We start from the raw sequence: 12,775 nt of genomic DNA on the forward strand, positions 1-12,775 counted from the left end.
AAACGCCCGGTTACATTCCGAACCCGGAAGCTAAGCCCTCCAGCGCCGATGGTACTGCACTCGGGAGGGTGTGGGAGAGTAGGACGCCGCCGGACTTCTTTTGAGTTAGGGCCACCCTTCGGGGTGGCCCTAACTTGCATTCCGGGCCTGATTGCATTCCGGGCCTGATTGATCGGCGCCGGGCACGGGGAAAGACACCGCACCCGACGACCTTCGGGTCAGTCTCTGGTCTGTACCTCGGAGCGGATCTGCAACATCAGGGGTGCCGCCTCGTCGGCCGTACGGCCGGGGAACATCGCCAACGCGACGCTGCCGTGGTCCGCCCAACCACAGACGGTCAACGCGTCGCCCTGGTGGCTGGTGCCGCACTTGAGCACCCCGCCGAGTTCACCGGCCGGCAGTTCGCGCAGCTCGTCGATCCGACCGGAGTCGTCCGCCACCAGCTTGAACAGGCGGTCCAGATCCTGTTCCGGCTGCCACATCAACGTCGTACCGCCGAAGAGCAGGACCGACCGCTCGGGCCGGGCCGGGTCGGCGTACACGGCTGCGATGCTCTGGTCGACCTCGATGTCGGCGAGGAACCCGTTGCGCAGATAGTCCGCGGTGGTCCTCGCCCGGTCGCTGCCGTCCAGGGTGAGGCCGGCAACCTGGTCGGGAGTGGCCAGGGTGGCGTCCTTCTCCTGTGCGACCCGCCAACCCAGGGTGCCCAGCACCGCCGCGCCGGCCACCCCGACAAGCAGTGCAGCCCCGAGTGCGATCAGCCGACGGCGGGACGGCGGGCCCGACCGCTCCTCCTCCGGATCGTCATCGAAACCGAAACCGGGAGTGATGTCGTACGGCTCCGGGGTGACGTCTACCGGCACCGGATCGGTGGCCGAAGGGCGATCGGAGAGGTTCGCGTCGGACATGACCGACACCGTAGCCCAAGCGGAGGTGGTCCACGTCGGTCCCGGTCGGGGCCTCCGTAGACTTTCAGGGTGACCGAGACACTGGATACCCAACGTACGGCCGTCCCGTCCCTGCCCGCGCAGTACCAGCCGAGCGAGGTAGAGCAGCGACGGTACGAGCAGTGGGTAGCCGCCGGCCACTTCCGGGCGTCGGCCGACAGCGACAAGCCGCCGTTCACCATCGTCATCCCGCCGCCGAACGTGACCGGCTCCCTGCACATGGGCCACGCCCTGGACCACACGGTGCAGGACGCCCTCATCCGGCGCAAGCGGATGCAGGGCTTCGAAGCGCTCTGGTTGCCGGGCATGGACCACGCCGGCATCGCCACCCAGAACGTGGTCGAGCGGCAGCTCGCCGCCCAGGGCCTGTCCCGGCACGACCTGGGTCGGGAGAAGTTCGTCGAACGGGTCTGGCAGTGGAAGGCCGAATCCGGTGGGGCGATCCTCGGCCAGATGCGCCGGCTCGGCGACTCGGTCGACTGGGAACGCGAGCGTTTCACCATGGACGAGGGTCTCTCGCGGGCCGTACAGACGATGTTCAAGCGGCTGTACGACGACGGCCTGATCTACCGTGCCGAGCGCATCATCAACTGGTGCCCGCGCTGCCTCACCGCCCTGTCGGACATCGAGGTCGAGCACACCGACGACGACGGCGAACTGGTCTCGATCCGGTACAGCGACGACGTGGTGGTCGCCACCACCCGGGCCGAGACGATGCTGGGTGACACCGCGGTTGCCGTACACCCGGAGGACGAGCGGTACCGGCACCTGATCGGGACCGAGGTCGAGGTGCCGCTCACCGGCCGGATGATCCCGATTGTCGGCGACGAGCACGTCGACCCGACGTTCGGCACCGGCATGGTGAAGGTGACCCCGGCGCACGACCCCAACGACTTCGAGATCGGCCAGCGGCACCAACTGCCCTCGCTCACGATCATGGACGAGCGCGGTGTGATCACCGCTGCCGGGCCGTTCGAGGGTCTGGACCGGTTCGAGGCCCGGCCGGCGATCGTCGCCGCGCTGCGCGAGGACGGCCGGATCGTGGCGGAGAAGCGGCCGTACGTGCACGCGGTGGGGCACTGTTCGCGGTGCCGTACGACGGTGGAGCCCCGGCTCTCCCTGCAGTGGTTCGTCAACACGACCCCGCTGGCGCAGGCAGCCGGTGACGCGGTCCGGGACGGGCGGGTCCGGATCGAGCCGGCCGAGTTGTCCAAGCGCTACTTCGCCTGGGTCGACAACATGCACGACTGGTGCATCTCCCGCCAGCTCTGGTGGGGCCACCGGATCCCGGTCTGGTACGGCCCGGACGGCGAGGTCGTCTGCGTCGGGCCGGACGAGCAACCGCCGACGGGGCCGGGCTGGCGGCAGGACGAGGACGTACTCGACACCTGGTTCTCCAGCGGCCAGTGGCCGTTCTCCACCCTCGGCTGGCCGGAGCGGACCGCCGACCTGGAGAAGTTCTACCCGACCAGCGTCCTGGTCACCGGCTACGACATCCTCTTCTTCTGGGTCGCCCGGATGATGATGTTCGGCCTGTACGTGATGGACGGCAAGCCGCCGTTCGAGGTCATCGCGCTGCACGGCATGGTCCGTGACCAGTACGGCAAGAAGATGTCGAAGTCGTTCGGGAACGTGATCGACCCGCTGGACTGGATCGAGCGGTTCGGCGCCGACGCGACCCGGTTCACCCTGGCCCGGGGCGCCAACCCGGGTGCGGACGTCCCGGTCAGCGAGGACTGGTGCCAGGGGTCCCGCAACTTCTGCAACAAGCTCTGGAACGCGACCCGGTTCGCCCTGATCAACGGGGCGAACGTCGAGGGACCGCTGCCGGAGCCGGGCCAACTCTCCCCGGTCGACCGGTGGATCCTGTCCCGGTTGCAGCACGTGGTCGCCGAGGTCGACGAGCAGTTCGAGGCGTACGAGTTCGCCAAGATCTGTGACACCCTCTACCACTTCGCCTGGGACGACGTCTGTGACTGGTACGTCGAGCTGGCGAAGCCGGTGCTGGCCGCCGGGGGTGAGCCGGCCGCGGTCACCCGTCGGGTGCTGGGGCACGTACTCGATCAGGTGTTGCGCCTGTTGCACCCGATCGCGCCGTTCGTCACCGACGAACTGTGGATCGCGTTGACCGGTCGGGAGACGATCCAGACCGCCGACTGGCCGGTGACCGAGCCGACGCTGGTCGACGACGCGGCCGAGGCCGAGCTGGTCATGCTGCAGCGGGTGGTGACCGAGATCCGCCGGTTCCGTTCCGACCAGGGGCTGCGCCCGGCCCAGCGGGTCGCCGCCCGGCTCGACGGGCTGGCCGAGGCGGGCATCGTCGGGCACGAGCCCCTGATCCGTTCGCTGGTGCGGCTGGAGGACGGTGGACCGGACTTCTCGGCCAGCGCGACCCTGGCCGTCGCCGGTGGGGTGAACGTGGCCCTGGACACCCGCGGCTCGATCGACCTGGCGGCCGAACGGGCCCGGCTGGAGAAGGACCGGGCGGCGGCGGAGAAGGAAGCCGCCCAGGCCCGGGCGAAGCTCGGCAACCCGGCCTTCGTGGACAAGGCACCGGAACCGGTGGTCAACAAGATCAAGGATCGGCTGGCCGTCGCCGAGGCCGACCTGGCCCGGATCGCCGCCGCGCTGGAGGCACTCGCGTGAGCGACCGTAACGAGTTCAACCAGGTGGACGCCGAACTGGAGGCGCGCGGCTTCACCCGGATGGTGTTTGACCTGGGCCGGATCGAGCAACTGCTCGACCTGCTCGGCAGCCCGCAGCGGGCGTACCCGTCGATCCATCTGACCGGCACGAACGGCAAGACCTCCACCGCCCGCATGATCGACGGGTTGTTGCGGGCGTTCGGGCTGCACACCGGGCGTTACACCAGCCCGCACCTGGAGACCGTCCGGGAGCGGATCAGCCTGGACGGGGAGCCGGTCAGCGAGTCACGGTTCGTGGCCGCGTACCGGGAGGTGCTGCCGCTGGCCCGACTGGTCGACGTGAAGGCCAGCGAGCCGCTGACGTACTTCGACATGACCACCGCGCTGGCGTTCGCGATCTTCGCCGACGCGCCGGTGGACGTGGCCGTGGTCGAGGTCGGTCTCGGCGGGGCGGACGACTCCACCAACGTCCTCGGCGCTGGCGTAGCCGTGATCACCCCGATCGGGCTCGACCACACCGAGTGGCTCGGCGACACGATCGAGGACATCGCGCTGGCCAAGTCCGGCATCATCCACAAGGGCGCCACGGTGATCACGGCGAACCAGACGGAGGAGGCCGCCCGGCCCCTGCTGGAGCGGGTCGCCGAGGTTGGTGCCACCATCGCCCGCGAGGGCAGCGAGTTCGGCGTGGTACGGCGGGACGTGGCGGTGGGCGGCCAGGTGCTGGCCATCCAGGGGCTCGGCGGCGTCTACGACGAGATCTTCATCCCGCTGCACGGCGCGCACCAGGCGCAGAACGCCGCCGTCGCGCTCGCCGCCGTGGAGGCGTTCCTCGGCGCCGGTGCCGACCGGCAGCTCGACATCGACGCGGTCCGCGAGGGCTTCGCCGAGGCCAGCTCGCCCGGCCGGCTGGAACGGGTCCGGTCCGCCCCGACGATCCTGCTCGACGGTGCGCACAACCCGCACGGGATGGCCGCCACCGTCAACACGCTCCAGGAGGAGTTCGCGTTCAGCCGGCTGGTCGCGGTGCTCGGCGTACTCGCCGACAAGGACGCGTCCGGGCTGCTGGAACTCCTCGAACCGGTGGTCGACACGGTCGTGGTCACCCGCAACACGTCACCCCGGGCGATGCCGGTCGAGCAACTGGCGGAGCTGGCCGAGGAGATCTTCGGTCCGGAACGGGTCGCGACGGCGGAGGACATGCCGGACGCGATCGAGCTGGCCGTGGAACTCGCCGAATCGAACCCCGAGGCCGAGCTGAGCGGTGTCGGGGTACTCGTCACCGGATCCGTGGTCACCGTGGCCGACGCGCGGCGGCTACTGAAGCGATGAACCGGAGGAACGATGACACCGGAACGGGAAGCGGGCGAACCGGAACTGGCCGGGACGGCGACGGTCGAACCGGCAGCGGTCGAACCGGCAGCGGTCCAACCGGGAAGGGTCGAATCGGCAGCGGTCCAACCGGGAGGGGTCGAGCCGGCAGCGGTCGCGGGGGCGGCGGAGCGGCCGTCGGGACTGCGCAACCCGGTCCGGGCGGTACGCGGCCTCGGTGCCGGCACCCTGGTCATCGAGATGCTGGTGCTGCTGCTGGCCATCCAGCCGATCAGAATCGTCGGCGGTGACCTGAGCGGCACCGCGATCTGGACCATCGTCGCGCTGGCAGTGGTCGCGGTGCTGCTCAGCGGCATGCTGGCCCGAGCGTGGGCCTGGCACGCGGCAACCGTCCTGCAGGGACTGCTGCTGCTGTCCAGCTTCCTGCACTGGTCGCTGGGCGTGCTCGGGCTCATCTTCGCCCTGGTCTGGGCGTACGTGTTGCACGTACGCCGGACGATCCTGGGTTGATCGGACCCGGCACCGGACCGGTCAGGCCGCCGTGCGACCGCGCCACTGGGTCAGTGCGATGCCGTGCCCGTCCGGGTCGCGGAACGCCGCCGCCCACAGTTCCAGCTTCGCGCCCCGGTTGACCGCCCTCGGCGCGTAGGTGAACCGCACCCCCTTGGCCCGAAGGTCCTCGTACACCGCCTCGACGTCACCGACCTCGAGGTTCAGGTGGACCAGGCGGCGGTTGATCGGTGCGACGTCCGGGATGGCCCGCAGCACGATCCGGGTCGCGCCCGAGGCGAGTACGGCGTTGCCGTCGCCGCCGTCGATCTCGAAGAAGCCGAGCATGTCCCGGTAGAAGGTCACCGACCGGTCGAGGTCGGTGACGAGCAGGGTGATGCCGACCCCGTGGATCGGGCCCCCGCCGCCGACCTCGGCGCTCGGTGGTGTGGTGACCAGCCCGGCGAGCAGGTCGGCGTCATCGGCGGGCTCGGGTCGATCGTCGGACGCCTCGGCATCCGGTGAACGGTCCCGGGGCGCCACCGGGTCGTCGAAGTCCAGGTCGAGGTCGATGTCGTCCGCTGGGCGTACCGGTCCGGAAGCGGCCACCACCGGCCCGGACGCGGCCGGGTACGGGTGGGGCCGGTGATCGTCGCCGCGGTTGTCGTCGTCAGCGTCAACGTCGTCGTAACGCTCGTCGACCCGGTCCTCGGTCCGCTCGTCGACGCGGTCCTCGATCCGGTCGTCGGGGTAGCGGTCGCGGAAGTCGGTGTCCAACCGGTCCGTGGGCTCGTGGTACGGCGGTGCGTCGGGGTACGGGTCGCCGCCACCGGCGCCGCCGGTGCGCCGGGTCGGGCCGGGGGTCGGCTTCGCCCGGCGCGGAAGCGGCACCGCGGCCGGCGGCTCGACCAGGTGACCCTCCAGCACGATGGTCCCGCCCGGCGTGTGGTGCACCACCACCGGTTCCTCCCGCAGGTCGCGCAGATCGTCGTCGAGGTCCGCGATGACCGGGCCACCGCCCGGCGAGGGCGTCCGGTAGCCGTCGCCGGCCCCTCGGCGTACCCACGGCGGGACGTCCTCCTCGATCAGCACGTCGTCGCCGAGCGGGTCGAGGTTCTCGTCGAACTCCGGCGGCAGGTCCATCCGCTCGGCGGCCTCCGCGTGGGTGGGCACCTCGTCCCAGAGGATCCGTACGTGCCGGGGGTCGTCGATCGCGACCATGATCGGTAGGGCGGTACCCGGTGCCGGCCACTTGGTCACCGGCACCCTCGGATCCCGGACCCGGATCGACCGGGGCGGCAGGCCCGGCGCATCCAGCACGATCTGCAACTCGCACCGGCCGAACACCGACGAAGCGGGCGGCTCCGACACGCTGTGTACGTGCGCGATGCCGGAGACCCAGGCGCGGGCACCACTGCGTACGGTGGTCACCAGGCCGAGCCCGACGGCGAGCACCAGCAGGGCCACCCCGAGGGCGACGATCGCCCAACTGGGCATCCCGCAGCCGAAGAGGATGACAAAGGTGGCGAAGGTGCCCAGCACTCCGGCGACGAGCTTGCGCACGGGCGCGACCGATCGACGAACACCGTCTGCCACAGTGGACCTCCCTGGTTAAGGCCAGGCTAGGCCCGATCCGCCAGGATTGGAAAGAGCGGGGCCGTGAGACGTGGCCGGCGTCGGGAGCCACCGGCCGGCTCGCTAGGCTGACCTTGGTCCAGCCGTACCCGGTCCCGCTCAGGAGGAAAACAGCGTGTCCACCAGCAGCCAGGACGAGCGCACTCTCGTTCTGATCAAGCCCGACGCGGTTCGCCGCGGCCTGGTCGGCGAGATCATCTCGCGGTTCGAGCGCAAGGGCCTCGCTATCGACGCGCTGGAGCTGCGCACGATCGACGGCGAGTTCGCCGACCAGCACTACGCCGAGCACGTCGAGAAGCCGTTCTACCCGCCGCTGAAGGACTTCATGACCGGCGGTCCGCTGGTCGCGCTGGTGCTCTCCGGCGACCAGGTGATCGAGGTGGTACGCGGGCTGGTCGGTGCCACCGACGGCCGCAAGGCGGTGGCCGGCACGATCCGCGGCGACCTCTCCCTGTCCAACCGGGAGAACCTGGTGCACGCCTCCGATTCCGTCGACAGCGCCAAGCGCGAAATCGGGCTCTGGTTCCCCGTACTGGGCTGACCTTCGGGTTGGTGTCGTCGAGGCGGACAAAAGGGGTGGCGAACGCGTTCGGTTGTCGTACCGGGCGGCTAGTTTCTCCGGCATGGCCACGCTGGCGACGTACTCATATCTGCGCCCCTCCGGTCTCACCCCCGACGACCGGCAACTGACCCTCCAGACCTCGGGTGGGCCCTCGGCCCACCCGAGGTTTTTCCACGGCTTCCTGACCACCCCCGAGCCGGCCGCGGTGGGCCTGCTCGCGGTCGCCGAGGTGGCCAGGACCCGTTACTACCAGCCGGTCAGCCCCGCCAGCCTCGACCCGGTCGTCACCGGTGGGCTGGACCGGCTGCGGTTCGAGTCGTTCTCCGGCTGCTGCGGGGTCTACGCCCGGCTCGACGTGCTGCCGGCCGGGCTCGACGGTCAGATCACCACCCACGGCACCACCAACGTCGACGTCAACCCACCGCTGCGCCAGGCGCTGGCCGGCATCGGCGACAACGACCCGATGCACGTCGCCGTCGGGCCGGACGACCTCACCGTCACCACCATCGACGACGGGCCACTCGTCGAACGGAAGGTGCCGCTGCCCACCCGGTGGCTGCGCGGCTTCGCCGAGGCGCAGGTCATCACCGCCCCGTTCGAGCCGCGGGTCGAGGTCAGCGGCGCCGAGGCGACCGCGTTCCTGCGCCGCCTGCCCAGCGGATCGGACCGTTCGGTGCTGTGGGTGGTGCCGGCCGGGCGGACCCTGCGGCTGACCTCCCGCGCGGTGCCGGGCGCGGTCTGCCTGCCCGGAGCCGGTCGACTGGTGGCGCTGCGGCCGTTCCTGCGGTTCGCCACCGGGCTGCGGGTCTACGGGCCGGCGGTCCGGACGGGCAGCGGGCCGGTCGCCAGCACCTGGGAGCTGAGCACACCGGCACTGCGACTGTCGCTGACCCTGTCACCCGAACCGCACCGCGGCTTCTCCGGTGAGGGGGCGGTCCTCGCCGCGCTCGCCGGAGACGAGGTCTGCGACGACGCCGACCTGGTCAGCGCGCTGCTCTCCTGGGACCCGACGATCGACGTCGGTGCGCTGGCCGCCGCCGCCGGCCTCCCCGTCGACCGGGTACGCGCCGCGTTGACCCAGCTCGGCACCGCCGGACGGGTCGGCTACGACGTGGCGGAGGCGGGCTACTTCCACCGGGTGCTGCCGTACGACGGGGCCGCCGCCGAGCGGATGAACCCCCGGCTGGTCGGCGCGCGGGCCCTGGTCGACGCGGGTTGCGTGACCGTCGACGGCGACCTGGCGACCGTACGCAGCGGGGAGGAGACGTACCGGGTCCGGTGGACCGGGGCGGCGTCGTCCTGCACCTGTCCCTGGTGGGCGAAGTACCGGGGCGGCCGGGGGCCGTGCAAACACGCGCTCGCGGTTCGGCTGGTCACCACCGCCGCCACCGAACCGGCCGAGGTGTGGGCGTGAGTGTCATCCACCGGGAGCCCGAGCTGAACTGGCCCGACCTGCGGCAGGCGATCGACCTGGGCAAGGTCGAGGTGATCGGCAAGCTGCTGCGCGGCGGGACCGAGGAGCAGCGCCGGACGTTCGGCCCGGAGCTGGAGGCGTACGTCAAGGGTCTGCCGCCCGAGCGCTGGTGGAGCAACCGCGACCGGGCCGCCGCGGTGGCGGTCGCCGCCCTCGGTTGCCTGCCGTCGGCCGCCCGGACCTCGGCCCTGCTCACCCGTCGGGACGTGCGCGACCGGTGGGGCGACATCCCGCTCGGCGAACTGATCGAGATGTCCCGCGCCCGGGACCTGCAGTGGCTGGGGGACCTCGCCCGACGGCTCGCCGCCAAACTCCCCCGTGAGGGGCGGGACGGACAGTGGAGGCTGGTCGCCGGACTGCTCACCGAGGCCGGCGTCGCCCCGCCCACCGACGACGCGTTCGTCCGGGGATGGTTCGCACACCTCCAGGCGTGGCAGCCGAAGGACGAGCGCCAGCCGCTGCTCGAACGGCTGCGGGTCGACCCGTACCTCGACGCCCTGCTGCCCCGGATGTTCGAGGTGGACGGGCTCGGCGTCGAACTGGCCCGCAGCAGCTGGCACCAGGAGGAACGACGCTGGGACCACCGGCCGGCGGTGCCGCACGTGCTGGTGGCGCTCGCCGCCGAGGGACGCGTCGACCGGACGGTGCTGCTCGACGGCGTACTGGGACGGTTCCTGCGCGGGGACAGGGTGTCCGCCCTGCGCGCCTTCGTGGTCCTGCACGACGAACTGGCACCGACCGAGGCCGAGCTGACCGCACGGGTCGTCCGCTACGTCCGACTGCTGCCGGACGCCCACTCCACCGTCGCCGGGCTCGCCCAGCGGGCCCTGCGCCGGCTGGAGGACAACGGCCGGCTGGAACTCGACACCCTGTTGCAGGGCAGCCGTCAACTCCTCGCCCGCCCGGAGAAATTGCTGGTCAAGGCACAGTTGAGCTGGCTGGACCGGGTCGCCAAACGCAACCCGGACCGGGTCGGCGAGGTGCTGGAGACGGTCGCGGTCGCCTTCGGACACGACGCCCTCGACGTGCAGGAGCGGGCGTTGACCATCGTGCTCCGGCACATCGCCCGGACCGAGCCGCCGGTACGCGCCCGGCTCGCCGAGCTGGCCGGCGTACTGGCGGGCGACCTGCCGGGGCGGGCTGCCGCCGTACTCGGGGAGCCGGTGGCGGCGGTGGCCGTCGACGTACGGACCGGGTGGGCGCTGGTGCCGATGCCGTCGGTGGCACCCATGCCGCCGCCGGTGACGGGGGTCGCCGAACTGGCCGAGGAGATCGGTGCGCTGCTGCACGACGAGGGTTCGATGGTCGGCTGGGAGCGGGTGCTCGCCGGAATCGTCGCCTGTCACGCCGACGATCCGGTGCTGCTGCGTGACGCGCTCGTGCCGATCCTCGACCGGTACGAGGTGCAGTTCCGGCCGGGGCAGACCTGGTGGGGCAGCCCCCGGCTGCGGCAACTGCTCGGTGAGGTGATCCGAGCCGCCGTACGCCCCGGGAACAGGCTCTCCGGCTGGGAGCGCGGGGTCGGCATGGTCCGGGCGGCGCTCGGCGGTCCACCGGCCGACCTGCCGGTCACCGGGTACGGGCCGGGGCCGCAGCAGGCACTCGCCCTCCGGATCGCCGAGACGGCGGTCTACACCCGGCACAGGCCGATCCCGATGCTGGTGTCGACACCGACCCGGGCCAACGGTCAGCTCGACGCGACGGTGTTGGTGCAACGGCTCGCGGAAGCCGAGCGGGCGGGTTGGCAGCCGTGGCGGTTCGACCTGGAGCAGGCCCTGCTGCGGCTGCCCCGCGAGATCGACGGCGACGCGCTGAGCCGGGCCGCCGGGCTACGAACGCCTGCCGGTGTGCGGCTGTCCCGGTGGCTCACCGACGGCGGGGCACCGCAGCCGGGATCGGTCAGGGTGGACCAGCGGCGGCCGCCGCTGCGGCGCTTCGACCACTGGGAGTTGAGCCATCTGCCCGAGCGTCGGGTGGTGGTCGGGCTGCGGCCCGGGGCGGTGGACTACGGGCCGTTCGCCCAGGAGATGTTCGAACTCGATCCGGCCGACCGGCCGGAGATCAAGCAGAGTGACCCGGAGTACCAGCTCTGGCCGGGGGTGCTGCCCAACCATCGCGAGGTGATCGCGGCCTGGGCGCTGCCCGCCTTCGCCGGGTTGGCCGACTGCGACCAGCGGGGAGCCGAACTGTTGCCGCTGCTCGCCGAGTCCGCCGGCCCGGTCGGCCCGGCGGTCGCGCTGGCGTTGGCGTACACGCTGGCGGCGCGGCACGAGGCGGACCGGGTCGCCGGGGTCGACGCCTTCCTCGCCCTGGCCGCCGTCGGGGACCTCGACGGGGCGGCGCTCGGCCGGGAGCTCGGAGCGCTGGCCGCCGACGGCACGATCAAGCTGACCCGGGTGGTGGCGGGCCTGGCCGAGGCCGCTCGGGCCGGTGCTCGGGCGGATGTGTGGGCCGCGATCGAGGCGGCCCTGCCGGCGGTGCTGGCCGCCACTCCCCGCGGCGGACCGGACCTGCTCGCCCTCGGCGCCCAGACCGCGACCGCCACCCCCACCGTGAGCACGAGCGGTGTCACGAGCGGGAGCAACGCGACGAGCACGAGCGGCGGCACGGGCGCGAGCGGCGGCACGAGTGGGACCGGGAGTGTGGGCGGCGAGGCGCACCAGGCCGAACCCGGGGCGCTGCGGGCCGCCCTGGCGGGGATCTCCGCGCGCGGCGGCAGCGGTCGGCTGGTGACCGAGGCCCGGCGCCTCGACCGGGTGCTCGCCGGGTAGCGACAGCGGGGCGGCTGGCGACAGCGGGGCAGGGTAGCGACAGGCCGAGGGCGGGTGGCGACAGCGGGCAGGGTGGCGACAGCGGGGCAGGGTGGCGACAGGCCGGGGGAGGTGGCCACGGCCAGGGGCGGGTGGCGACCGCCGGGAACGGCCGGCCGGGTCGAGCTGGATGGTGATGAGTGGTGCGAGGGGACCATCCGGCCGACCCGGCCGCGCTCCGGTCAGGCCTCGGGTCGGGCCTGTTCAGCCCTCGGTCGGGCCTTGTTCAGACCTCGGTCGGTGTCTGGGCGTGGACGGTCACCGCGACCCGGTTCCACACGTTGATGGTGGCGATCGCGACCACCAGGTCGGCGAGTTCCTTCTCCGACCACACCTTGGCCGCCCCGTCCCAGACCTCGTCCGAGACACCGTGCTCGCCCAACCTGGTCACCTCGTCGGTGAGGGCCAGGGCGGCACGCTCCCGCTCGTCGAAGAGGGATGACTCCCGCCAGGCGGAGACCGCGAACAGCCGCCGACTCGACTCGCCCGCCGCCAGCGCGTCCCGACTGTGCATGTCGACGCAGAACGCGCACCCGTTGATCATCGACGCCCTGAGCTTGACCAGCTCCAACACGGTGTGGTCGACGTTCTTCTGGACATAGCCCTCCAGTCCGGCCACCGCCCGGTACGCCTCCGGCGCCACCCGCCCGATATCCATCCGCTGCTGCACTCCGCACCTCCTCGATCCGCCGTCGCCGGCCCGTTGACCGCCGTACGGCACCGCTTCCGGTTGCGTCTCGTGGACGGGCGGGTCGGCGGGGACGTGACGGGACCGGGGTGTGATCCGGATCATCCGGTCGTTCGTATCCAGTTCGGACATCGGTCACCTCCACCGCGTGGAGGAGCCACCTCCGGTCGATAGACAACCCTGGTCAACGCCC

9 protein-coding genes and 1 rRNA gene are annotated in these 12,775 nt (G+C 71.8%); 7 read left to right on the top strand and 3 right to left on the bottom strand.

Going from position 1 to position 12,775, the window contains the following annotated elements; genetic code table 11:
* Positions 1-95 (top strand): 5S ribosomal RNA (gene rrf, locus ACWEFB_RS04280); the annotation flags it as partial.
* Positions 96-218: 123 nt separating this feature from the next.
* On the opposite strand, the gene ACWEFB_RS04285 is transcribed toward rrf, so the two are convergent.
* Entirely contained in the window at positions 219-908 is a 690-nt protein-coding gene (locus ACWEFB_RS04285; protein ID WP_452282125.1) for a hypothetical protein, read from the bottom strand.
* A 69-nt stretch (positions 909-977) separates the two neighbouring features.
* On the opposite strand from ACWEFB_RS04285, the gene ACWEFB_RS04290 reads away from it, so the two are divergent.
* From ACWEFB_RS04290 to ACWEFB_RS04300, 3 genes are read left to right on the top strand one after another with little or no spacing between them, the layout of a single operon-like run.
* Complete coding sequence (locus tag ACWEFB_RS04290; protein WP_452282127.1) at positions 978-3,593, top strand: valine--tRNA ligase; 2,616 nt, start codon at positions 978-980, stop codon at positions 3,591-3,593.
* Between the two features lie 59 nt (positions 3,594-3,652).
* Positions 3,653-4,924, top strand: a complete 1,272-nt coding sequence (locus ACWEFB_RS04295; RefSeq protein ID WP_452282761.1) for a bifunctional folylpolyglutamate synthase/dihydrofolate synthase — start codon at positions 3,653-3,655, stop codon at positions 4,922-4,924.
* A gap of 12 nt (positions 4,925-4,936) precedes the next feature.
* Positions 4,937-5,434 carry a DUF4233 domain-containing protein gene (locus tag ACWEFB_RS04300; RefSeq protein ID WP_452282129.1) on the top strand — a complete coding sequence of 166 codons (498 nt, stop codon included), beginning with the start codon at positions 4,937-4,939 and terminating at the stop codon, positions 5,432-5,434.
* Positions 5,435-5,455: 21 nt separating this feature from the next.
* Here the strand turns inward: ACWEFB_RS04300 and ACWEFB_RS04305 are convergent, their stop codons facing one another.
* The gene (locus tag ACWEFB_RS04305) at positions 5,456-7,009 is read right to left on the bottom strand and encodes a VOC family protein (RefSeq protein ID WP_452282131.1); all 1,554 of its coding nucleotides are present in this window, start codon (positions 7,007-7,009) and stop codon (positions 5,456-5,458) included.
* A 154-nt stretch (positions 7,010-7,163) separates the two neighbouring features.
* On the opposite strand from ACWEFB_RS04305, the gene ndk reads away from it, so the two are divergent.
* The 3 genes from ndk to ACWEFB_RS04320 all read left to right on the top strand — a co-directional run bounded on the left by ndk (position 7,164) and on the right by ACWEFB_RS04320 (position 11,855).
* Positions 7,164-7,589 carry a nucleoside-diphosphate kinase gene (gene ndk, locus ACWEFB_RS04310; RefSeq protein ID WP_326556222.1) on the top strand — a complete coding sequence of 142 codons (426 nt, stop codon included), beginning with the start codon at positions 7,164-7,166 and terminating at the stop codon, positions 7,587-7,589.
* 82 nt (positions 7,590-7,671) lie between these two features.
* The gene (locus ACWEFB_RS04315; RefSeq protein ID WP_452282133.1) at positions 7,672-9,024 is read left to right on the top strand and encodes an SWIM zinc finger family protein; all 1,353 of its coding nucleotides are present in this window, start codon (positions 7,672-7,674) and stop codon (positions 9,022-9,024) included.
* On the top strand, positions 9,021-11,855 hold the full coding sequence (locus ACWEFB_RS04320; RefSeq protein WP_452282135.1) for a DUF7824 domain-containing protein: 2,835 nt from the start codon (positions 9,021-9,023) through the stop codon (positions 11,853-11,855). Before ACWEFB_RS04315 ends, ACWEFB_RS04320 begins: the two co-directional genes overlap by 4 nt.
* 265 nt (positions 11,856-12,120) lie before the next feature.
* Here the strand turns inward: ACWEFB_RS04320 and ACWEFB_RS04325 are convergent, their stop codons facing one another.
* Positions 12,121-12,714 carry a carboxymuconolactone decarboxylase family protein gene (locus ACWEFB_RS04325; RefSeq protein ID WP_452282137.1) on the bottom strand — a complete coding sequence of 198 codons (594 nt, stop codon included), beginning with the start codon at positions 12,712-12,714 and terminating at the stop codon, positions 12,121-12,123.
* Positions 12,715-12,775: the final 61 nt, after the last annotated feature.

The sequence above is a fragment of the Micromonospora sp. NPDC004704 genome (genome assembly GCF_053601675.1).

Excerpts from the sequence above, each read along its gene's own strand:
- ACWEFB_RS04295 (WP_452282761.1), top strand. The coding sequence starts at position 3,653 with ATGGTGTTTGACCTGGGCCGGATCGAGCAACTGCTCGACCTGCTCGGC.
- ACWEFB_RS04285 (WP_452282125.1), bottom strand. The coding sequence starts at position 908 with ATGTCCGACGCGAACCTCTCCGATCGCCCTTCGGCCACCGATCCGGTG.
- ACWEFB_RS04300 (WP_452282129.1), top strand. The coding sequence starts at position 4,937 with ATGACACCGGAACGGGAAGCGGGCGAACCGGAACTGGCCGGGACGGCG.
- ACWEFB_RS04325 (WP_452282137.1), bottom strand. The coding sequence starts at position 12,714 with ATGTCCGAACTGGATACGAACGACCGGATGATCCGGATCACACCCCGG.
- ACWEFB_RS04315 (WP_452282133.1), top strand. The coding sequence starts at position 7,672 with ATGGCCACGCTGGCGACGTACTCATATCTGCGCCCCTCCGGTCTCACC.